Source organism: Staphylococcus sp. CWZ226, from assembly GCF_018986355.1.
GTDB classification, from domain to species: Bacteria; Bacillota; Bacilli; order Staphylococcales; family Staphylococcaceae; genus Staphylococcus; species Staphylococcus simulans.
The window spans coordinates 1-21,061 of the sequence record NZ_JAHMSB010000015.1 but is presented as its reverse complement, the minus strand read 5'-3'; the positions used below and the strand labels follow the sequence as shown (position 1 = coordinate 21,061).

The 21,061-nt window shown below is 34.6% G+C and carries 21 protein-coding genes and 8 tRNA genes; 19 read left to right on the top strand and 10 right to left on the bottom strand.

The genetic code is table 11. From position 1 onward, the window contains the following. Window positions 1-42: 42 nt before the first annotated feature. The 4 genes from prsA to KRR19_RS11000 form a co-directional block, all read right to left on the bottom strand. Entirely contained in the window at window positions 43-1,002 is a 960-nt protein-coding gene (gene prsA, locus KRR19_RS11015) for a peptidylprolyl isomerase PrsA (protein ID WP_156666684.1), read from the bottom strand. Between the two features lie 158 nt (window positions 1,003-1,160). Beyond that, window positions 1,161-1,727, bottom strand: a complete 567-nt coding sequence (locus KRR19_RS11010; protein ID WP_002481282.1) for a DUF3267 domain-containing protein — start codon at window positions 1,725-1,727, stop codon at window positions 1,161-1,163. Window positions 1,728-1,979: 252 nt separating this feature from the next. Continuing rightward, entirely contained in the window at window positions 1,980-2,450 is a 471-nt protein-coding gene (locus KRR19_RS11005) for a YtxH domain-containing protein (protein ID WP_002481281.1), read from the bottom strand. 67 nt (window positions 2,451-2,517) lie between these two features. Beyond that, on the bottom strand, window positions 2,518-2,943 hold the full coding sequence (locus KRR19_RS11000; protein ID WP_023016253.1) for an HIT family protein: 426 nt from the start codon (window positions 2,941-2,943) through the stop codon (window positions 2,518-2,520). A 136-nt stretch (window positions 2,944-3,079) separates the two neighbouring features. Between KRR19_RS11000 and ecsA the strand changes: the two genes are divergently transcribed. Continuing rightward, window positions 3,080-3,817, top strand: a complete 738-nt coding sequence (ecsA, locus tag KRR19_RS10995) for an ABC transporter ATP-binding protein EcsA (protein WP_156666682.1) — start codon at window positions 3,080-3,082, stop codon at window positions 3,815-3,817. Continuing rightward, window positions 3,814-5,040 carry an ABC transporter permease EcsB gene (gene ecsB, locus KRR19_RS10990; protein WP_216733627.1) on the top strand — a complete coding sequence of 409 codons (1,227 nt, stop codon included), beginning with the start codon at window positions 3,814-3,816 and terminating at the stop codon, window positions 5,038-5,040. Before ecsA ends, ecsB begins: the two co-directional genes overlap by 4 nt. Before the next feature lie 76 nt (window positions 5,041-5,116). Here ecsB and KRR19_RS10985 read toward each other — a convergent pair whose 3' ends face one another. Continuing rightward, a complete protein-coding gene (locus tag KRR19_RS10985; RefSeq protein ID WP_002481277.1) occupies window positions 5,117-5,620 on the bottom strand; it encodes a hypothetical protein in 504 nt (167 codons plus the stop codon). Window positions 5,621-5,953: 333 nt separating this feature from the next. On the opposite strand from KRR19_RS10985, the gene hemE reads away from it, so the two are divergent. The 4 genes from hemE (at window position 5,954) to KRR19_RS10965 (ending at window position 10,208) form a co-directional block, all read left to right on the top strand. Beyond that, window positions 5,954-6,994: a uroporphyrinogen decarboxylase gene (gene hemE, locus KRR19_RS10980; protein ID WP_105966662.1), complete on the top strand. Its 1,041-nt coding sequence runs from the start codon at window positions 5,954-5,956 to the stop codon at window positions 6,992-6,994. Between the two features lie 37 nt (window positions 6,995-7,031). Further along, the gene (gene hemH / locus KRR19_RS10975) at window positions 7,032-7,988 is read left to right on the top strand and encodes a ferrochelatase (RefSeq protein ID WP_002481275.1); all 957 of its coding nucleotides are present in this window, start codon (window positions 7,032-7,034) and stop codon (window positions 7,986-7,988) included. After that, complete coding sequence (hemY, locus tag KRR19_RS10970; RefSeq protein ID WP_207021387.1) at window positions 7,981-9,378, top strand: protoporphyrinogen oxidase; 1,398 nt, start codon at window positions 7,981-7,983, stop codon at window positions 9,376-9,378. Before hemH ends, hemY begins: the two co-directional genes overlap by 8 nt. A gap of 272 nt (window positions 9,379-9,650) precedes the next feature. Beyond that, window positions 9,651-10,208 carry an RBBP9/YdeN family alpha/beta hydrolase gene (locus tag KRR19_RS10965; protein WP_060804845.1) on the top strand — a complete coding sequence of 186 codons (558 nt, stop codon included), beginning with the start codon at window positions 9,651-9,653 and terminating at the stop codon, window positions 10,206-10,208. 63 nt (window positions 10,209-10,271) lie between these two features. On the opposite strand, the gene nadA is transcribed toward KRR19_RS10965, so the two are convergent. The 3 genes from nadA to KRR19_RS10950 are packed head-to-tail and all read right to left on the bottom strand — an operon-like array spanning window position 10,272 to window position 13,731. Then, on the bottom strand, window positions 10,272-11,372 hold the full coding sequence (gene nadA, locus KRR19_RS10960; RefSeq protein ID WP_216733626.1) for a quinolinate synthase NadA: 1,101 nt from the start codon (window positions 11,370-11,372) through the stop codon (window positions 10,272-10,274). After that, the gene (gene nadC / locus KRR19_RS10955) at window positions 11,373-12,206 is read right to left on the bottom strand and encodes a carboxylating nicotinate-nucleotide diphosphorylase (protein ID WP_023016248.1); all 834 of its coding nucleotides are present in this window, start codon (window positions 12,204-12,206) and stop codon (window positions 11,373-11,375) included. Beyond that, the gene (locus tag KRR19_RS10950) at window positions 12,157-13,731 is read right to left on the bottom strand and encodes an L-aspartate oxidase (RefSeq protein WP_156666677.1); all 1,575 of its coding nucleotides are present in this window, start codon (window positions 13,729-13,731) and stop codon (window positions 12,157-12,159) included. The genes nadC and KRR19_RS10950 overlap by 50 nt, the downstream gene beginning before the upstream one ends. 103 nt (window positions 13,732-13,834) lie before the next feature. Here KRR19_RS10950 and KRR19_RS10945 point away from each other — a divergent pair, with 103 nt between their 5' ends. The 13 genes from KRR19_RS10945 (at window position 13,835) to KRR19_RS12385 (ending at window position 17,321) form a co-directional block, all read left to right on the top strand. Further along, window positions 13,835-14,953, top strand: a complete 1,119-nt coding sequence (locus KRR19_RS10945) for a cysteine desulfurase family protein (RefSeq protein WP_105978484.1) — start codon at window positions 13,835-13,837, stop codon at window positions 14,951-14,953. Then, window positions 14,925-15,458 carry a transcription repressor NadR gene (locus KRR19_RS10940; RefSeq protein ID WP_002481268.1) on the top strand — a complete coding sequence of 178 codons (534 nt, stop codon included), beginning with the start codon at window positions 14,925-14,927 and terminating at the stop codon, window positions 15,456-15,458. The genes KRR19_RS10945 and KRR19_RS10940 overlap by 29 nt, the downstream gene beginning before the upstream one ends. 411 nt (window positions 15,459-15,869) lie before the next feature. Then, window positions 15,870-15,943: transfer RNA gene (locus KRR19_RS10935), tRNA-Met, on the top strand. A 19-nt stretch (window positions 15,944-15,962) separates the two neighbouring features. After that, window positions 15,963-16,038, top strand: a tRNA-Asp gene (locus KRR19_RS10930). A gap of 11 nt (window positions 16,039-16,049) precedes the next feature. Then, a tRNA-Phe gene (locus KRR19_RS10925) sits at window positions 16,050-16,122 on the top strand. Window positions 16,123-16,145: 23 nt separating this feature from the next. Then, a tRNA-His gene (locus KRR19_RS10920) sits at window positions 16,146-16,221 on the top strand. An 11-nt stretch (window positions 16,222-16,232) separates the two neighbouring features. Beyond that, window positions 16,233-16,306: transfer RNA gene (locus KRR19_RS10915), tRNA-Gly, on the top strand. A 13-nt stretch (window positions 16,307-16,319) separates the two neighbouring features. After that, window positions 16,320-16,394: transfer RNA gene (locus KRR19_RS10910), tRNA-Asn, on the top strand. Between the two features lies 1 nt (window position 16,395). Further along, a tRNA-Glu gene (locus KRR19_RS10905) sits at window positions 16,396-16,467 on the top strand. Window positions 16,468-16,515: 48 nt separating this feature from the next. Continuing rightward, a tRNA-Ser gene (locus KRR19_RS10900) sits at window positions 16,516-16,604 on the top strand. 291 nt (window positions 16,605-16,895) lie between these two features. After that, on the top strand, window positions 16,896-17,054 hold the full coding sequence (locus KRR19_RS10895) for a hypothetical protein (RefSeq protein WP_242543508.1): 159 nt from the start codon (window positions 16,896-16,898) through the stop codon (window positions 17,052-17,054). Window positions 17,055-17,095: 41 nt separating this feature from the next. Next, the gene (locus KRR19_RS12390) at window positions 17,096-17,236 is read left to right on the top strand and encodes a type II toxin-antitoxin system YoeB family toxin (RefSeq protein ID WP_372514647.1); all 141 of its coding nucleotides are present in this window, start codon (window positions 17,096-17,098) and stop codon (window positions 17,234-17,236) included. Between the two features lie 34 nt (window positions 17,237-17,270). After that, window positions 17,271-17,321 carry a hypothetical protein gene (locus KRR19_RS12385; RefSeq protein WP_371099750.1) on the top strand — a complete coding sequence of 17 codons (51 nt, stop codon included), beginning with the start codon at window positions 17,271-17,273 and terminating at the stop codon, window positions 17,319-17,321. Window positions 17,322-17,587: 266 nt separating this feature from the next. Here the strand turns inward: KRR19_RS12385 and KRR19_RS10885 are convergent, their stop codons facing one another. Together KRR19_RS10885 and KRR19_RS10880 are read right to left on the bottom strand one after the other, a co-directional pair. Then, the gene (locus KRR19_RS10885) at window positions 17,588-18,190 is read right to left on the bottom strand and encodes a hypothetical protein (RefSeq protein ID WP_070626277.1); all 603 of its coding nucleotides are present in this window, start codon (window positions 18,188-18,190) and stop codon (window positions 17,588-17,590) included. Window positions 18,191-18,635: 445 nt separating this feature from the next. Continuing rightward, on the bottom strand, window positions 18,636-20,678 hold the full coding sequence (locus KRR19_RS10880) for a heavy metal translocating P-type ATPase (RefSeq protein WP_216733625.1): 2,043 nt from the start codon (window positions 20,676-20,678) through the stop codon (window positions 18,636-18,638). Window positions 20,679-21,061: the final 383 nt, after the last annotated feature.

The window sequence follows — 21,061 nt, the reverse complement described above, 5'->3', positions numbered from 1 at the left end:
AATTCCGAGTGGAATTCAGCTTTATTTTAGCTTTAAGACTTATTAAGGCGTTTGCATACCTTCGCCGCCTTGAGACTGTTGTTTAAGTTTGTCAGGGTTCAAGATAGAGTCTTCGACTGCTTTTTTAATATCTCTATCTTTGAAATCAACGTTAAATTCTTTTAGTAAGTCTTTGTAAGCCTCTACTAAAATCTTAGGATTTTTTTGAACTTTATTTTGGATGATTTGTGATTTCAACTTATCTTTTTCTGATGAGAAATCAGTTGGTTGATCTGCTTTGATGATATGATAACCATAATCTGATTTAACGACATCTGAGATTTCGCCATCTTTCAATTTGAATAGAGCTTTATCAAATGGTTTTACCATTTGGCCTTTAATAACATAATCTAAGCTGCCGTCTTTTTTAGCACTTGCTTCATCCATAGATTCTTTTTTAGCGATTTCTCCGAATTTATCAGGATTTTTCTTCACTTCTTTTTGGATTTTCTCTGCTTTAGCTTTCGCTTCTTTATCACTTAAACCTTCTTTATCTTTATCATCAGATTTCACTTTGATTAAGATATGAGAAGCTTTTTTAGTGTCTTCTTTAAGCTCTTTATCAGAAACTTTAACTTTATCCATTAACATTTGTTTTTGGTAAGCTTGCAATTTCTTTTGTTCCTTATAGTCTTTAAGTGTCATACCTTGTTGTTTTAGAGCACTTTCAAATTGGTCTTTACCGCCATATTGTTTTTGCTCATCTTTGATTTGTTTATCAATTTCTTTATCATCAACTTTGTCAGCATATTTTTTCTCTAGTAATTTACCTAACAAAATTTCAAAAGAACTATTAGCGATTTGTTCTTTACCGATTTTTTTCATGACATCTTCTACTTTAACATCTCCAGCTTTAGAAGATATTAAGACGTTTTCTTTAGAATCTGTGGCATGATTCCCGCATGCACTTAATAGCACAGCACTCGCTGTAATTGGAATCATAACTTTTTTTAATGATTTCATAACGCAGTCTCCTTTTTCAAAATATAACAATGTTAATATACCATAATATGAATCTGATACAAATTCATTACTGTTGTCTTCAGACTAAAGTATTAAAAATGAGATAAATAAAAGCACCTTAAACATAAAATAACATGTTCAAGGTGCTGCTTGTATCATTAATTAAAATGTGTGTCTAACGGCATATCATATTTATTTAAGATATTAAAACCTGTGCAATGTTCTTCAATGTATCTGCCTTCATTTGAGAATAAGATCAATTTTAAATACATAAAGTCCATCACTGAGAAACCAGCGTTTAGTGACAGTAGGAACATGAAATAATGACCATACTGCGGCATTAATGTTGCCATATAAATACTTGCTGCAGTAATCACGATAACTGGTGCAATTAAGCATAAGCAGAATAAATATTTATTCACTGGCGTACTGACATATAAGTTATATAAAGGTATCCATGGTCGCTTAGTAAGACGTTTCTTTTTAAAGTGTTTGTAGTAGGGTGCTAAAACAATTAAATGAATGAGTTTATGAATTGGATAAAGTAATAACACCGCTATTAGAAACACGAAAAAGTACCGGTCTGTGATCTCTTTATTGGATAAAAATATCAATACTTCATAGCTGATTAAAAATGTGATAATAGTTGTGACAACAGCAATAAAAAAGATACGGGGTAAGCCAAATCTTGTATTAATGTCAATTTGACGTGAGCATAAAAACATCACGATACCTCCTCGCATTATTTATTTGTTTTTTCGTTTATTTTGGGATATTTTTTCTAAGTTCTTATCAATACTTAGGTATTATCTATCTTTCTAATGAAAGAGTCAAGTATTAATTATGAGGAAATTTTAGGCTAATTAAGTGGCATGTTTAGAAGAGGGTAGAATACTGTAATATCGCATGTTCATGAAGTTTAAAATTTAAAAGAAAAGACCAGGACAACACGATGTTGTTCTGATCTCAAATACTCATTATTCAGCTTCAGTGTCCACTTGTTTCTTTTTAGGTTCCACTGCAGCTGTTTGATTTTGTTGTACCGTTTCACGCTGGTCTTTACCAACAGGTTGTTGTTTTGGTGTGTACGGTGTGATGTTTTTCTTATCAGGGCTTTTCGTAATGCCTTGCACCGTTTCACCGATAACTTCACCGCGTTTTTGGATATCTTGAATATTTTCTTGAATATGATTGATATTTGGTTGAATATCTTTCATAAAGTCGCTAATCAAAGTTTTAACTTCATCGACGATAGTTTTAACTTCTTGCGTACCGTCTTTAATTTGATTAACATAGCTTGAAATATTAGATGATTGTTGTTTAATTGCTTTTGTACTGTCGTCAAATTCAGTTTGGCCAGCTTTAGAACTGTTTTTATTAAAAGCAGTTACAGCAAGACCGGCAGCAGTACCAGCAACTAATCCACCTAAAATGCGAATTACTTTCATAGGTTAGTCTCCTTATTTAATGATGTTGAGTTTAGATATAGTATGTTATTACCCGAAAATTAGGTAATCATTCAAAATGTGCTTGAATCTCTTGAGCAATTTTAGCTTTTGCTTCATCGCCTAATTCTTCTTCGTGTGTAATCCATTTATAACCGAAGCCATCCACATCATTTTCGTATCTTGGTAAGAAGTGGAAATGTAAGTGGAATACAGATTGGTCTGCAAATTCACCATTGTTTTGAATGATGTTTAAGCCGTCTGGATTAAATGCTTTTTTAATTGCGTTGGCAATTTTAGGCATTGCTGCACCGATATGCTGCATTGTTTCTGGATCAGTTTCGAAAATGTTTGGTGAAGCTTTCTTAGGTACAAGCAAAGTGTGACCTTTCGTTACTTGCGAAATATCTAAGAATGCATAGACATAATCATCTTCATAAACTTTATAACTTGGGATTTCACCATCAATGATTTTGCTGAAAATTGTTTCTGACATCACAATTCACTCCTTAAAAGGTTTACTTAAAGTACATTATAGCATTACCCGCCTTTAAACGTCATGTCACGAATGATTTCTCTATGAGTTAATACATGCTTTTTGGTACAATAAAGAACAGTTGGAGGTTATGAATATGACTGTTAAAGTAGAACATCTCACAGGTGGTTATGGTAAAAAACCTGTGATTCAAGATATTAGTTTTGAATTAAAAAATGGTGAAATTGTAGGCTTGATCGGCCTTAACGGTGCAGGGAAAAGTACGACAATCAAGCACATGCTCGGATTGTTAACACCTGCTGCAGGTGAACTTTCTATTTCATGTACTAACATCAAAGAAGACATTGAGACCTATAGACATAAATTATCGTATATTCCTGAAGCACCGGTCATATATGAAGAATTAACATTACAAGAACATATTGATATGACTGCAATGGCTTACGGCATTGATAAACAAACTGCAATGGATCGTGCCATGCCGTTATTAAAAACATTTCGTTTAGAAAAAGAACTCCAAGTTTTTCCAAGTCATTTTTCTAAAGGGATGAAACAGAAGGTCATGATAATTTGCGCCTTTATCGTCAACCCTGAACTTTATATCATTGACGAGCCATTTCTTGGTTTAGATCCATTAGGTATACAATCCATGTTGGATTTAATGGTAGAGAAGAAGAATGAAGGGCGTACTGTATTAATGAGTACACATATATTAGCAACAGCTGAGCGTTATTGTGATCGCTTCATCATCCTTGATGAAGGACGTATTGTTGCTTTTGGTAATTTAGATGAACTTAGAGCACAAACAGGTTTACATGATAAAACATTAGATGAAATTTATATTCATGTGACGCAAGGTGGTCAAAACGTATGACAGACCATCGCGCCATAGAATTATTTAACCAAAGAAGAACAGCAATCAGTAAAGAAAAAGCCTACTATAATAAATTTATTTTTAATGGGCACTTTTCAGTATTTCTATTGATTTTATTCGGTGCGTTTATATTAGGCTACGGTAACTGGCTTAAACATATTCCATCTGGCATACCATATGCATTATTAGCAAGTATCGCTGTTGCTGTAATTTCGATCTTTCCTTTACGCACTTTGTTTAAAGAGGCGGATCGTTTGTTCCTATTACCATTTGAACGGCATATGCGTAGCTACTTGAACTATAGTATTATTTATAGTTATTTAAATAGAATAGCTTTGCAAGTGGTTGTATTAATTGTACTCTTTCCATTATTCAGTCGACTTGAAGCAGGCAATCTGCTTTACTACGCATTATTTGCGTTTGCCGCTTTAATTTATCCATATCTCGGCTTAATTGCCAAATTAGAGTGGATGCAGGCAAAAAGACCTTTATGGATTATGCAAGTCCTGCAATGGCTGCTCTTTGCAATCACATACGTTTTAATTTTAGGTGCACATCAATGGTTTGGTTTATTGCTTGTTATTGTATTTATCGCATGGATTATTGTTCTAAAGAAAAGTAATGCAAAACGTTTATTGCCATGGGAAGCGCTGATTGCGATTGAACAGCAACATCACATGAATTACTATAAATTCGTCAATATGTTCACTGATGTAAAACACTTGCGCTCAGCGGCAGTACGTCGTCGTTATTTGGATTTCTTATTGCCGAGACCGCGTTCAAATCAATATAACGCAAAGCATATGTATTTATTTCTATTTAAACGTAGCTTCTTAAGAGGTAAAGATGCATTCAATATCATTTTACGATTAGTTATTATTGCACTTGTGTTAATGATTTGGCTTTCGAATCAATGGATTTTATTAATTGTAGGCGGACTGTTTATGTATATAATTTTACTGCAAACAGCACAGTTCTATACACAACAAGCTTATGGGTTATGGCCGCAAGTTTGGCCTGTACCTGAAGAAAGAGTAATTCAAGGCTATGGTCAGTTTCTATATCATATTATGTTTGGTATCGGTGTAATATTAGCGTTAACATACGCTATCCTTTTCCCGCCACAATTTTATATGGCATTAGTATTCTTTGTGGTGGGTTGGTTGACAATCAGAAATATTATCAAGAAATTGAAATACCAAGAAGCCTTATTAAAAGACTAATTCTAAATATATAAAAACAACGTCTCATTAGCAATTTAAGCTAATGGACGTTGTTTTGTTTTTTAGATACTTTTGCTTAATCTTTATCCACCGGATAGAGGAAACGTTCAAAATAACTTGAATGTTGGCCGCTAGAACCGAAGAATTGAGATAACGCTGTTTTAGAGAAGTTATCTTGATAAACTTGAGAAGATTTGAAATCTTCAAAGTTACTACGCTCAGCAAAACCAAAGTAGATTTTGTAAGTTGTTCCCTTAATTGGTTTTAAGAAACGGTAACATTTGAATCCAGGGAATTTATCCAAGTTTAAAGATAATGATGTTAAACGTTTTTCTAATTGATACATATGATTTTCTGAAGTTGGGATAAAGACAACTGCATAGAAACATTCTTCTTCAAGTTCATTAATGCTTGAAAGTACTTCATATTTAAGTGGTTCTTTTAAAGCAGTTGGTTGTTCAGTTTCTTCAAAAATCACTGATGAATCATTTGTTGAGAATAAAAATAAGTTATGCTCTGGGTTGTTTAATCGAATTTGGTTAAGGTATCCGAATGTACCATAGGATGCATATAATTTCATGGCACGTTCCTCCTTTTTTGTATTATTCTACAAAGAATAAAAATAAGTTTCTAGCAATTAAAAATACTAGTAGTCTCATTATATAGTATTAGTAGGGCAATTTGATATAGAAATGATGAAAATGTTTCAGATTTTGAAAACGGAACCAATGAGGATTTTAACAAATTATGTCATAATGTAATATGTTGCAACTAAAGAAGGTAAGCACGTAGAAAAAGTTTACACGATTGTGATTTGCTATGTCTTTTTTATGACATTTACATCCAACAAAATACGTGTATTCTACGGATATGCTAGAATAGATTAGAATGATTATAATTTTGGGAGGATACTGTGGTGCATCAAAAAAATAATACAATTTTAAAGATGATTAAGGGAGAAGAGGTTGAACACACTCCATTATGGTTTATGCGACAAGCAGGTCGTTCTCAACCTGAATATCGTGCCTTAAAAGAGAAATATTCGTTATTTGAAATTACACACCAACCTGAATTGTGTGCTTATGTTACACATTTACCAGTAGATCACTATCAAACTGACGCAGCAATTTTATATAAAGATATCATGACACCATTAAAACCGATTGGTGTAGATGTAGAGATTAAATCTGGTATCGGTCCTGTGATTGAGAATACAATCAAAACGATTCAAGATGTAGAAAAGCTAGGACAAATTGATCCAAAACGCGATGTACCTTACGTGTTAGATACGATTAAGCTCTTGACGGAAGAAAAATTGAATGTGCCTTTAATTGGTTTTGTCGGCGCACCATTTACTTTAGCAAGTTATATGATTGAAGGTGGACCTTCTAAAAATTATCACTTCACTAAAGCTATGATGTATCGTGATGAGGCAACATGGTTTGCGTTAATGAATCATTTAGTAGATATGTCTATCACGTATGCGAATGCACAAATCGAAGCGGGTGCAGAGTTGATTCAAATCTTTGATTCGTGGATTGGCGCATTAAATGCCCCTGATTTCAGATATTACATTAAGCCGCATATGGAACGCTTAATTAAAGGGATTAAAGCAGAACATGATGTGCCGGTTATCTTATTCGGTGTGAATGCTACACATTTAATTGAAGAATGGAATTCACTTCCGATTGATGTATTAGGTATTGATTGGCGTACAACAATCAAAGATACTGCTGATGCAGGGGTTACAAAAACAATTCAAGGCAACTTAGATCCTTCATTGTTATTGGCACCATGGGAAGTGATTCAACCGCGCTTAGATGAAATCTTAGATCAAGGAATGGCTTACGGCAAACACATTTTCAACTTAGGACACGGGGTATTCCCAGAAGTGAAACCAGAAACGTTGAAGAAAATTGCTGATTATGTCCATGAATATACAAAACGAAAATAATTTAAATGCAAAATGAACGGTAAAGGAAGGGTTTAATATGACTCGAACTATTGGACTACTCGTGATGGCGTATGGTACGCCTTATCAAGAAAGTGATATAGAGCCGTACTACACAGATATTCGTCACGGTAAAAAACCGACACCAGAAGAAGTTCAAAATTTAAAAGATCGCTATGAATTTATAGGTGGGATGTCTCCATTAGCTAGAATTACAGATGAACAAGCGGAGGCATTAAAAGATAGATTGAACTTAATGTATGAAGAACAAGATATTGAGTTTAAAGTCTATGTCGGTTTAAAACATATTCATCCATTTATTGAAGATGCAGTTGAACGTATGCATCAAGATGGTATTACAGAAGCGATTACGATTGTCTTAGCGCCGCATTTCTCTAATTTCTCTGTAGGTTCATATAACAAACGTGCAGCGAAAGCGGCACAAACACATGGTATTAAATTGACGCATGTGAACAGCTTCTATCAACAACCAAAATTTATTCAATACTGGGTGAAACAAATTAATCAAACACTTTCAGACATACCTGAAGCAGAACATGATCGTACTGTTTTGGTGGTTTCAGCACACAGTTTACCTGAGAAGATGATATTAGAATCAAATGATCCATATCCAGAGCAATTAAAAGACAACACAAGATTATTAGAAGAACTATCAAATATTCAACACACAGCAAGAGGATGGCAGTCTGAAGGTAATACAGGCACACCATGGCTCGGACCGGATGTACAAGATTTAACAAGAAGTTTAAAAGCTGAATATGGCTATGAACATTTTATTTATACGCCAGTTGGTTTTGTTTGTGATCATTTAGAAGTCCTTTATGATAATGATTATGAATGTAAAGTGGTATGTGACGAAGTAGGCGCAACTTATCATCGTCCACCGATGCCAAATACACATCCGCTCTTTATCGGTGCTATGGCAGATGAAGTTTATTATGTTTTAACAACGAAAGAAGAGGATGCAAATGAGTAAGAACATCGCAGTCATCGGCGGAGGGATTACAGGGCTTTCCGCAGCATATTATTTAAAAAAAGAACATCCTGAATATGATGTCACAATAATTGAAGCTACAAATCGTACGGGTGGTAAAATTCAAACGTATCGTAAAGATGGTTTCACGATTGAATTAGGTCCAGAATCTTATTTGGGTCGCAAAACAATTATGACTGATCTTGCGACAGAAGTGGGCTTAGGTGATGAATTGATTACCAACCAAACAGGACAATCTTATATCTATGCACGTAACCGTTTATATCCGATACCTGGTGGTTCTATCATGGGTATACCGACAGATTTAAAACCTTTTATGACAACACAATTAATCTCATTAAAAGGTAAATTACGTGCCGCTATGGATTTAACTAAGAAACCTATTGAAATGGATGGAGATATTTCTGTAGGAGATTTCTTCAGACAACGTTTAGGCGATGAAGTATTGGAAAATCTGATTGAACCTTTAATGGGTGGTATTTATGGTACGGATATCGATAAATTAAGCTTAATGAGTACGTTTCCTAACTTTAAAGAAAGAGAAGAGGAGTTCGGCAGTTTGATCAAAGGTATGCGCCATGAGAAGTTATTAAGACAACGAAAAAAACAATTGTATCCTGGTGCACCTAAAGGGCAATTTAAGCAATTCAGACATGGTTTATCTTCTTTTATCGAAGCGTTAACGCATGCAGTGATTGAGCAAGGTACAACGATCCAATATCAAACTAAAGTAGAAGATATCATTGGTTTCCAAAAAGGATATAACGTTGTTTATAACGGCGAAAAACACTTTTATGACGGCGTCTTAGTAACAGTACCACATCAAACATTTATGCAATGGTTCTCAGAAGATCCAGCATTAGATTACTTTAAAACAATGGAAAGTACTTCTGTAGCGACGGTTGTTTTAGCATTTGATGAAAAAGATGTGGTCAATACGTATGATGGTACTGGCTTTGTGATTGCGAGAACTTCTAATACTCGTATTACCGCTTGTACATGGACCAGCAAAAAATGGCCATTTACAACACCAAAAGGCAAAGTTTTGTTACGTGCTTATGTCGGAAAATCTGGTGATAACATTTTAGAAGAAATGGATGATGAACAGATTGTTGCGACAGTACGTCGTGATTTAAGTCAAATGATGGATATTAAAGGCGATCCGGAATTTTCAATTGTTCATCGTATGCCAAAAAGCATGCCACAGTATCATGTAGGTCATATTCAACAAGTGCGACGTATTCAAGATCATATCAAACATACGTATCCGCACTTACGTATTACAGGTGCAGCATTTGAAGCGGTCGGTTTACCTGATTGTATTCAACAAGGTAAAGATGCCGCAGAATCTTTAGCAGAAGTTGTACAATAAATGTTTTGACATGTCGAATTGTAATGAAAAAGATTGACCTTTTTATCAAATAGGATTAATCTTATAATTGAAGACGATGAGATAATATGATGGATTTTATATTATAGGTATGAGAAATACACAAGAGAAAGATGACCTGAACCTAAGTTTTAATGACGATTGTAAATCGCTAAATATCTTTTGATGAGCACAGAAGATAGGAGACGGTTTTCAATACATTTAAACTGATATTTCAGGTCATTTTCTTTTTGAAAGAGCAAGAGGTGAAGAACATGACTAATATTGTTTTAATTCATGCTCAAGGTGCTGACGCCCACTCAAATTGGTATGAATGGTTAGAACAATCATTAAGACTAGAAGGATATCATTCAGATATCGTTAATATCCAACATGACTTACCAGTCAATATGGAAGAATGGTTAAAGCAGTTAAATGAGCAAATTGAAATTTCACAATATGAAACATATTTCGTAACACATGGCTTCGGTACGCTTGCGGGGCTGAAATATTTAGAACAACATCCAGATATTCGTATTGAAGGGTTCTTCAGTATTGCAGGGTTTGGTCCGAATGCTGAAGGTGTAAATCCTGATTTACATGTTCCAGATGTTACATTAGACATTGAAGACTTAAAATCACGTATTGACTATTTCTATGGTATCGCATCTAAAGATGATTCGAATGTTCCATATCAAGATACAGAGCGTTTAGTTCAAGCTTTTGATGGTGATATGAAGGTTATTGATGAAGCGGGTCATTTTACGACTGAGGATGGTTATGATACTTTCCTCGCATTAAAGAATAATATGATTAAACGCATGGCTAATTAAATCATTGATAAAAAAGGTCTCTCTGACGTATTTACTCGTTCAGAGAGACCTTTTCATTTTATATTAAGTAATGCTTAACATACGATCTAAGCTTTCTTTCGCATATTTTGCTGTTTCAGCATCAACTTTGATGATGTTATCACGGTTGCCATCTAAAATTTTATCTAAACACCAAGCTAGGTGAGGAAGGTCAATACGGTTCATAGTCAAACATGAACACATTAATGGGTTTAATGAATCAATCGTGATGTCTGTGTAAGTATCTTTTAAACGATTCACTAAATTTATTTCAGTTCCGATTAACCAACGAGAACCTTTTGGTGCGTTTTTGATAGTTTCAATAATGTAGCGTGTTGAGCCTGCATAATCAGCAGCTTGTACCACTTCGAATTCACATTCAGGGTGTACAATCACGTTGATTTCAGGATCACGTTCACGTGCTAAATCGATATGTGCTTTATGGAATTTCTCATGTACAGAACAATGACCTTTCCATAAAACAATACGTAAATCTTCAAGTTTGCCTTCATAAACAAGTTCTTTAGCAATTGGATCCCATACTGCCATTTGTTCAAGTGGAATGCCTAAATCATATGCTGTATTACGTCCTAAGTGTTGGTCAGGTAAGAATAAAATAACTTTACCTTGTTTCAATGCCCAATCCACTACTGATTTTGCGTTACCGCTAGTTACACATGAACCACCGTGTTCGCCAACGAACTTTTTAATCGCTGCAGTAGAATTGACATAAGTTAATGGCAAGATATCTAAGTTGAATTCTTGTGTTAAAACATCATAGCCATGTAAAGCTTGTGTGATATTTGCCATGTCTGCCATAGAACAACCAGCAGATAAATCTGGTAGATAAATGTCTTGGTGGTCGTCTGTTAAGATGTCTGCTGTTTCTGCCATAAAGTGTACACCGTTAAATACGAAGTATTCAGCAGCAGTATTTTCTTTACAGATACGAGCAAGTTCTAATGAATCACCCGTAATATCGGCAAATTGAACGACCTCATCTTTTTGATAATGATGTGTCGGCATGAATAGGCGATCACCTAAATCATCTTTAATAGATTGAATATGTTGTTCTAACTCCTCAGTTGACATTTTAAGATACTTTTCAGGAATTTCCTTTGATACAGATAACATTGGGTTAAACATTTAAATCACAACCTTTGCAGAAATATCGAGCGCGTTTTGCGCATAAAATAGAGCACCCATTGAAATGAAATCTACGCCAGTTTCAGCGTACGCAACGACATTAGTTTCGTTAATATTACCAGAAGCTTCAGTTTGAATATGTTGAGGAACTGCTTTAATATGTTCAGCAATCCATTCTGGTGTTTGGTTATCAAACATAATGATGTCTACATCTTGATCGATTGCTGTGTTAAGCATCTCTTCATTTTCAATTTCTACTTCAATTTTATCCATTGGACCTACAACTTTTTTAGCGTTTTGAATCGCAATTTCCATTGATTCAGAGAAAGCGATATGGTTATCTTTCAACATCAATCCATCATTTAAAGAACGACGATGGTTCAAACCACCTCCAACAGTCACCGCAAATTTCTCAAAGATACCTAAGCCTGGTGTTGTTTTTCTTGTATCTACAATGCGCGTAGAAGTATGCGCAATTTTTTCTGCGATACGATGTGTTTGTGTGGCAATACCTGACATACGTTGAATTAAGTTCAGAACAATACGTTCCATAGTAAGTAATACGTAAACAGGGCCTGTAATTTCAGCGATGATATCACCAGGTTTGACTGTCTCACCATCTTTGATTTTTTGGTCGATATCGATGTGACTCTTTAATAACTTGAATCCTTCTTTGATGATAGTTTCGCCGCAAAAGATACCGTTATCTTTTGATTTTAAGTACATTGTACCTTGTTGTGTCTGATCAAAGATGTGTGTTGCTAAATCACCATATTGATTATCTTCAATGTAATATTGAGTGATTTTCTCTCTGACGAGTAGTGGATTTAACATGTTCCATGCCTCCTGAATTGATTTCAATAAGTTCAAATTGTAATTGCTTATCTTGATGTGGATAATCAAGTCTGTAATGTACGCCTCTTGATTCTTGACGAGCAAGCGCTGCTGTACAGACGATTTGTAGTAATTTGACAGTACAATAACGTTGCCATTTTGCTTTATCGACATATTCTGTTTCAGATGTTTCGAATAATGTCTGTTCAATTTCTTTCAAATAGTTTTGCATTTTAATTCCTTTACGTTCCACACCTAAAATGTCAAAACTTTTTTGTTGTAATTGTGCAGCTCTATCAGCTGAGATAGAAGGTATTTTAAATACTGGATTAAAATGACTATGACTGACAGGTTGTAAAGTTTGATTTAACTTCTCGGCACATAAAGCACCCATAACTAAACCTTCTAATAATGAATTACTGGCTAAGCGGTTGGCACCATGAAAGTTTGTACAAGCCGCTTCTCCAATCGCATACACGCCTTCAAGACTTGTTGTGCCATCAATCTCTGATTTAATGCCGCCGACGGTATAGTGTGCGCCTGGTGTAACAGGGATACGTTGTTTGGCAATCGCTTCAGGATAATGTGCTTGAACAGCTTTGTAAATAGTAGGGAAACGCTCTGCAAAATTCGAAATCGTACTAATATCTAAAAAGACTTGGTGACCTTCTTGTTGTTGATGATAGATTGCACGACTAGTCACATCACGTGGAGCCAAGCTTTTCATCGGATGTATTTTATCCATAAATGGAATGTCTTGTTCATTGACTAGCACACCACCGTCACCTCTAACAGCTTCAGACACTAAACTATAGGCATGTTCAGGTTCACCTAATAAAGTAGGGTGGAATTGAATCATTTCCATACTTTCTAAAGCAATGTCATGACGTAATGCGACCACACATCCTGATGCAATGGTATGTGGTATATTAGAGTTAGTAGGGAAGAGGTTGTTAATACCTCCTGTTGCGAACACGACACTATCTGCTTCAATGATTTGTTGTTCGTCAGTACTATCTAAAACAAGTACGCCACAGACTTGATGTTCATGGTTATAAATTAAATCAATGACTTCTGTTGATTCCATTATGGATAAGTGTGGATGAGAAAGATGTTCTACCATATGTTGTGCGATATACTTACCAGTTTGATCACCGCCAGCATGCAAAATTCTTGCAGCTGAGTGTGCGCCTTCCATTGCGTAATCTAAATGATGTGTGACTGGGTTTGAATCGAATGGGACACCTTCATCTACGAGTGCTTGAATCAAAGGATAGCTTTTCGTAATGACTTCTTGGATTACATTAAAATCTCCCATTTCAGCTCCGGCTTCATAAGTATCTTGGCTATGGCTGATTGCTTCATCTTCTTCTCTTTTTGAAAAACATATGCCACCTTGGGCAAAATTACTGTTGTTTTCAGCAAGCTTGTCCTTAGTGATACAAATCACTTCGATATCATCTTGTAATTGACGAACAAACGAGAGTGCAGCAATTCCGCTCCCAACGACAATGACACGTTTCATGTTTACACCTCTATTTACATTAATATATACAATTATGTTAACATATATGTATGCAATGATTTTGTCATAAAAGTAAGATAATTGCAAGTGGGGGAGAAAAGATATGATTTATTTAGATAATGCAGCGACAACACAACCATCAAAAGAAGCGCTGGCAATATATAATGAAGCACAACAAACGTTGTTTTTTAATAGTGAGAGTTTACATGTCGGTGGAGAAATGGCAAGAGAAGCTTTGAATTCTAGCCGACACTATATTCAAAAACATTTCAATACGGATAAAGAAGTTTTATTCTCAACAAGTGGATCACATGCAAACCAAATCGCAATTGATATTTATTTATCACAAGCACAAGAAGGAAAGGTTTTAGTTTCGCCTTATGAGCATCCTTCTATTTATGCAGCATTAGAACCATATAAAAAACAATTTGAAATCGTAGAAATGCCTTTAACAAACGAAGGTACAATCGACTTAGCAGCTTTAGAAGCACTAGTAGATGATGAGACAGTATTGATTATTGCACAACATGTGAATTCTGAAATTGGTTATATTCTACCAGTGCATGAAATTGCTGAATTCGCACAAGCATACAATATTCCATTTCATGTGGATGGTGTACAAGCTGTACAAAAGATTGAAGATAAAGCGATTCAAGCTTTTACTTCATATGCGTTCTCTGGGCATAAATTTAAAGGTACTAAAGGTGTAGGGGCATTGTTGATTGAACACAAGTCAGTGCGACCTACAAATATACATTACTTCCATGAAGAAGGTACACGTAATGGTACGTTAGATGTGCCTGGCATCTTAGCAATGACAAGAGCTTTATCATTAGATGCGGGTTATGAACATTTAACAAAGCTCCATCAATATGCGACTGAACGTGCTTTAGCATCTGGTTTTAGTGTGTTAAGAAGTGATAAACAAGCACCTCATATTATTGGATTGTTAACACCGCAATTTGAAGGTCAATATATTATGCAATCTTTATCTAGCCGTAATATATGTATCTCAACTGGTACAGCATGCGGTCATGGTTTATTATTGAGTGAGGGTTTAATTGAGAAGATTAAACAAACAGAACATGAAGCGGATCAATATGTACGTATTTCATTTTCAAGCAATTCAACATTAGGTGAAATTGATACATGTTTTAATGAAATAGATAAGATATTAGAAGGAGTGGCTGCCCATGAGTCAAGCGGATCAGCGACGAACTGAAATCGTTGAACTCTTACAAAGTTCGACACGACCCATTAAAGGTTCAGAACTGAGTGAACGTTTTGGTGTCTCGCGACAAATTATCGTGAAAGATATCTCACACTTAAAAACGAAAGAATATGCGATCAGTTCAACAAGCAAGGGTTACTTTATGGACATTGAACCTCAAGGAAAAAGCTGTAAACGTGTGGTAATGTGCCAACATGATTATGATGAGATGGAAGAAGAATTAAAACTTATCGTTGAAAATGGCGCAATGATTGATGATGTTTCTGTTGAGCATCCCGTATATGGCAGTATCCGTGCTGAATTGATGATTGAAACTGAAGAAGATATTCAAGCGTTTGTAGAAGAAATGACACGCTTTAAAGGTACAATGTTAGCGAAATTAACAGATGGTATTCATCTGCATACATTATCTGCAGACACTGAAAAGATCTTAGATAATGCGATAGATGATTTGAACCGAAATGGCTTTCTCGCAGAAAGCGAAGAAATGGTTTAAATATAAAATTAATAATCAGTAACTTAAAACTTGAAGCATGATTCGCGTTTTAAGTTGCTGAATTTTTATTAAGAGGGGATATAAAATAACGCAATATCTACTGTAACCTTAAAGAAATTTACAAAAGGAAAGCTTAAGCATCACTGATTTGTAAATAAAAAGAGACCATTTGCACTCTAAAAATAAAAATTTATAACAATTATATATTTATTACACTTATTTCTAACAGAAACTGGTTGACGCAAGATAGGGAAGTCGATATACTAGGTATTGTCTTGAAAAAAGAGATAACAAATTCGAAACAACTTTAACGTTTTGAAAATAAAATTCACAAATTGTTAAAAAAGGTTTGACATTGGTTAACAAATTGTGATATGATGAATAGGTAAGTCGCAAGATTAATAATATTACCGCGGGATGGAGCAGTTCGGTAGCTCGTCGGGCTCATAACCCGAAGGTCGGTGGTTCAAATCCGCCTCCCGCAATACATATCTTTTTTCAAGGGGTCCCGTAGTGTAGCGGTTAACACGCCTGCCTGTCACGCAGGAGATCGCGGGTTCGATTCCCGTCGGGACCGCCATTATTAATTAAGGTTCAGTAGCTCAGTTGGTAGAGCAATGGATTGAAGCTCCATGTGTCGGCAGTTCGACTCTGTCCTGAACCATTCTTATTTTTATTATTTGTCTGGCGGTTGTGGTGAAGTGGTTAACACATCGGATTGTGGTTCCGACATTCGTGGGTTCGATTCCCATCAGCCGCCCCATAATCGTTAATGCGGGTGTAGTTTAATGGCAAAACCTCAGCCTTCCAAGCTGATGTTGTGGGTTCGATTCCCATCACCCGCTCCAAATTACTTATTATTCCACAGTAGCTCAGTGGTAGAGCTATCGGCTGTTAACCGATCGGTCGTAGGTTCGAGTCCTACCTGTGGAGCCACGGCTCCTTGGTCAAGCGGTTAAGACACCGCCCTTTCACGGCGGTAACACGGGTTCGAGTCCCGTAGGAGTCATTCAATCAGAAACGAATTATCGTTTCTGATTTTTTAATTTGTATACATGGAGAGTTGTCCGAGTTGGCCGAAGGAGCACGCCTGGAAAGTGTGTAGGCGCCACAAGCGTCTCGAGGGTTCGAATCCCTCACTCTCCGTTATTATCATAAGACTAAATTGAAATTAATTATAACTTACGTTTTAACTCAATATAGATGCTTTGTTTTTCTCTAACTTCTTGGATATCAAGGGGTTAGAGTTTTTTTGGTTGAGAATCTTTTTTAAGAATAGTATTTATTAAAATGGACATATGCAGACTGTTTTAAAAAGCTCATGACATTGTTTTTGGATATTATAGTTATAAAGAAATACTATTATAATATATGCAATATAAGTATAAGTTTTCTTTGATAGCAGTGGTGATAACCATGTTTAATGAATTACATTCAATGAATCAACCAAACAAAAATGATGAAGCTAATACTACTACACCAAATAACAATAACGGTGTTTTGGTTTCTGGGTCAGATCATAGTACAAACATAGAAATTCTCTATTTACAACAGAACTCTGCCAATACAGCATATTTAAAACAATCAATGGAATAACTAGAAAAAGGTAAAGTGGTACAAGTATGGATCGATAAGTAATTACATCTGAAGATTATAAGAACTGGCTAGTTCAAGATAAAAAAGTAGGGAAGAAAATCATTGTTTTGATTAAGAGCATTGAAAGAGATGGCATGTTAGAAGGAATTGTTAAAAGGACAATTCACTGGTTGGTAGAGTAGACGAATTACACAAGAATATAGATTAGTTTATCAAGTGACTAATGAATCTATATTAGTTGCTTCTTGTAAATATCATTATGAATGAAATATATTAATGTTGAAGTAACAGTAGAAAATCTTTGTTAAAGTGCGCCGTACTAAAATTGTCTAATTAATTTTTTATCTAAAACATTTTTATGTTATTAGGGTTATATCTTTTTATATGACTTTCTTTTATTGCAGTTTGTAATTAGTTCACATTTTTGAATTCTTTTTATTAAAAACCATTCAAGCACTTGAAATACAAGAAGCTTGAATGGTTTTATCTTTGTATGATTTGAGGTAGATTATACAGATAACATTTATACAATGCTATTCAATATAATCTTCAGGATTATATTCAACTCCATATTTTTCAGCATCGTTTTTTCTAATTTGTTCTTTTTCCGACTCAGTTGCATTATTCCAGTCTATTTGATCCTGAATCCAATTACTTGGTTTACTTTCTGTTTCATGATTATTATTTTGATTTTGCAAAAATTCATTCATTTCTTCAGTAGCCCCCATATCACCATTAGGTATTCCGGTATATCCATGTTGTTTAGCTACTTCTGCATTGGCACGCATTTGCTCTTCATATGTTGGTTCTTGTGTGTTGCTTTGATAGTGCTCTTGATTTGAATCTACTTTTTGTTGGTTTTGTTCATTAACATTTTGTTGTGTGAAAGAATTTTCAATATTTGCTTGATCGTTTACAGAATCTTCATTAACTTGTTCTGTAGATTCACTATTTTCTTGTTTTTCTTGATTATTATTTTGTTCATTTTTCTTCTTCTGTTTTTTTTCCTTATTTTTATTCTCTTTTTCATGTGTTTTAGTTTCGTTTTTCGCAGTTTCTTTATTACTTTCATCACTATTACCACAAGCAGTTAATAGTAATAGGGAACTAAATAACGGTATAATTAACTTTTTCATGATTGGTTCATCCTTTTCTATGTATTTAGTTGTTTAATACCCTTTTAAGTTAAAAGGAATCAACTAAATCAATTTTAATGTGAACTATTATTTGTTATCATTATAAAATTTCTTGTGTCGAAAATAACGCTTAGTGTATAATGCATTTGAATACAACACATGTGAATAAAAGTAGGAGTATTCATGCCTATTTAAGTTGAATGATTCAAAAAGGAGAGTTCATGCCAGTTTAAAGTTGAAGATTTATAAAGAGGAGAGTTCATGCCTACTTAAGTTGAATTTTTAAAAGTAGTAGCCAATTGATGCATAATCATTTGGCTTTTTTATTTTTGTGAAAAGTCCCTTTCCCTTTGTAACTGGTCAATAGTACAAATAAATAGGCATTTACTAAAAATAACCACTTTCATAAATTGTTGATGAAAGTGGTTATATCTCATTGAATCATTTATTTTAATTTTAATGTGAAAGCATTAATCGCAACGATAATTGTACTTAAAGACATGAGTATTGCTCCGACAGCAGGTGAGAGTATTATGCCCATAAATGCTAGTACACCAGCTGCAAGAGGTACTGCAATGATGTTATATCCAGCACCCCACCATAAGTTTTGAACCATTTTCCGCATTGTATTTTTTGATAGGGTAAGGAAGTTAATAATATCAGAAGGATTACTTTTGACAAGTATGACATCACCTGATTCAACAGCTACGTCTGTACCTGCACCGATTGCCATTCCGATGTCTGCTCTGACTAAACTTGGCGCATCATTAATGCCATCGCCGACCATCATTACTTTACTGCCTTTTTTCTGATAATCTTTTATGATTCTTTCTTTATCTTCAGGCATTAATTGCGCATGAACATCTTTAATTCCCAATTCTTTAGCCACTGCTTGTGCTACTTCATGATTATCTCCTGTAAGCATAACTGGTGTGATGTTTTTCGCTATTAAATCTGAGACCATTTGTTTTGAACTTTCTTTGATTTGATCTCCTAGGGCGATAATGCCAATCACTTGTTGTTCATAAATTAAATAACTAATAGAGTTACCTTGCTGAGCAAGTTCTTTAAATTGTTTTTTATTATACTTCAAATCCTTTTTATCTAAATATGAGGCATTTACAATTTTAATTTCTTTACCATCAACACTGCCTTCTAATCCCACACCTGAAATATTATTAACATCTTCAGGATATGAATAAGAAATGTTTTCTTCTTTTGCATATTCGACAATTCCAACAGCGAGCGGATGTTCAGAGCTGCTTTCTAATGAAGCAAACAAACTTAATATTTCTTTATGACTAAATTCGTCAGTAAAACTTTCATAATGGTTAACTGAAAAATTTCCTTCAGTTAATGTACCTGTTTTATCCATCATAATATAATCGATGTGTTGTGCGATTTCTACAGATTCTCTATTTTTTATAATTAATCCATTATGTGCACTTATAGAAGTAGAACGTGCTGTAACTAAGGGTATAGCTAAACCTAAAGCGTGCGGACAAGCAATGACCAATACAGTTACTAAGCGTTCAAGCGCAAAATCAATATCGTTTTGTATCAGTATCCAAACAATAAACGCAATTAATCCACTAATTACTGCAAAATAAAATAAGTACCCTGCGACTTTATCAGAAAGAAGTTCAGCATCTGATTTATCATTTTGAGCTTGGCTTACTAACCCCATAACTTGAGATAAATAGCCATCTTCTCCAGTTGCAGTTACTTTAACTTGAATTGTGCCAGAACCATTCATTGAACCACCGATAACTTTATCGTTCTTGTTTTTTAGAACTTTTTTAGATTCTCCAGTAACTAATGATTCATCAATCGATGTTTTACCTTCAACAATTACTCCGTCTGTTGGAATACTTTCACCTGCTTTGATTTCTACAATATCACCATTATGAATATCCGAGATTTTAAGTTTTTGACGTTGACCATCCTCAGTTACCTTAACTGCAGTATTGGGGAGTAGTTCGGCCATTTTTTTAAGGGCACTACTAGCACTGCCTACTGCGTTCATCTCAATCCAGTGGCCTAATAACATAATTATAATTAAAGTTGCTAACTCCCAGAAGAAATCCATTGTATGCGACGATGAATCACTAAAGTTATTCATGTAAAATGCATATAAACTATAGAAATAAGCTACTGAAATACCAAGTGCTACTAATGTCATCATGCCTGGTTTTTTAGAAGCGATTTCATCCTTAGCGCCTGATAAGAAGGGCATACCACCATAAAAGAATAAAATGGTCGATAGAATTAAAACAATCCAGTCTGATCCAGAAAAAGTAACTTGAAATGGTAATTGAATACCCATCATAGGTGATAAAATAATAATCGGTATCGTGAAAATTAAAGAAATAAAGAATTTACGCTTAAAATTCCCATGATGATGCATGTGATGATCGTGACCGTTATCAGTCGTATGCTCATGGTGTTTATGTTGTCCATTTTTATGTGTATGTTCATGATTCGACAAAATAATACCTCCTAAATATATTGATATAGTAAATACAACTTTAGTATAACATATACGGTATAGGGGTATAGAGTATATGCAATTATGTTTCTTTTTCGCTAAGCAATCATCCACTCAGAATTACGTTTCAATCAATAGCAATTATGTTCATTCAAAGAGCGTTTGCTTATTTTGTTATGAGCTATATAGGTTCATATAATGCTAAGTAGTAGATAGTTAAAGAAATAAAAACATCCACTCCGATATGAAGTGGATGCCAGACCGTAGACAAACTACCGTTATAACTTGAAAAAGTGTAACGGTAGTTTATTTTTTTTATGAAATTTTCGAAAATATGTATAAAAATCTTTATAATAGAAGTCCTCACGGACTCTTATGTAAGC

What these genes read in the sequence shown, in the direction of transcription:
- prsA (WP_156666684.1), bottom strand. Translation starts at nt 1,002, where the DNA reads ATGAAATCATTAAAAAAAGTTATGATTCCAATTACAGCGAGTGCTGTG.
- KRR19_RS11010 (WP_002481282.1), bottom strand. Translation starts at nt 1,727, where the DNA reads ATGTTTTTATGCTCACGTCAAATTGACATTAATACAAGATTTGGCTTA.
- KRR19_RS11005 (WP_002481281.1), bottom strand. Translation starts at nt 2,450, where the DNA reads ATGAAAGTAATTCGCATTTTAGGTGGATTAGTTGCTGGTACTGCTGCC.
- KRR19_RS11000 (WP_023016253.1), bottom strand. Translation starts at nt 2,943, where the DNA reads ATGTCAGAAACAATTTTCAGCAAAATCATTGATGGTGAAATCCCAAGT.
- ecsA (WP_156666682.1), top strand. Translation starts at nt 3,080, where the DNA reads ATGACTGTTAAAGTAGAACATCTCACAGGTGGTTATGGTAAAAAACCT.
- ecsB (WP_216733627.1), top strand. Translation starts at nt 3,814, where the DNA reads ATGACAGACCATCGCGCCATAGAATTATTTAACCAAAGAAGAACAGCA.
- KRR19_RS10985 (WP_002481277.1), bottom strand. Translation starts at nt 5,620, where the DNA reads ATGAAATTATATGCATCCTATGGTACATTCGGATACCTTAACCAAATT.
- hemH (WP_002481275.1), top strand. Translation starts at nt 7,032, where the DNA reads ATGACTCGAACTATTGGACTACTCGTGATGGCGTATGGTACGCCTTAT.
- hemY (WP_207021387.1), top strand. Translation starts at nt 7,981, where the DNA reads ATGAGTAAGAACATCGCAGTCATCGGCGGAGGGATTACAGGGCTTTCC.
- KRR19_RS10965 (WP_060804845.1), top strand. Translation starts at nt 9,651, where the DNA reads ATGACTAATATTGTTTTAATTCATGCTCAAGGTGCTGACGCCCACTCA.
- nadA (WP_216733626.1), bottom strand. Translation starts at nt 11,372, where the DNA reads ATGTTTAACCCAATGTTATCTGTATCAAAGGAAATTCCTGAAAAGTAT.
- nadC (WP_023016248.1), bottom strand. Translation starts at nt 12,206, where the DNA reads ATGTTAAATCCACTACTCGTCAGAGAGAAAATCACTCAATATTACATT.
- KRR19_RS10950 (WP_156666677.1), bottom strand. Translation starts at nt 13,731, where the DNA reads ATGAAACGTGTCATTGTCGTTGGGAGCGGAATTGCTGCACTCTCGTTT.
- KRR19_RS10945 (WP_105978484.1), top strand. Translation starts at nt 13,835, where the DNA reads ATGATTTATTTAGATAATGCAGCGACAACACAACCATCAAAAGAAGCG.
- KRR19_RS10940 (WP_002481268.1), top strand. Translation starts at nt 14,925, where the DNA reads ATGAGTCAAGCGGATCAGCGACGAACTGAAATCGTTGAACTCTTACAA.
- KRR19_RS10895 (WP_242543508.1), top strand. Translation starts at nt 16,896, where the DNA reads ATGAATCAACCAAACAAAAATGATGAAGCTAATACTACTACACCAAAT.
- KRR19_RS10885 (WP_070626277.1), bottom strand. Translation starts at nt 18,190, where the DNA reads ATGAAAAAGTTAATTATACCGTTATTTAGTTCCCTATTACTATTAACT.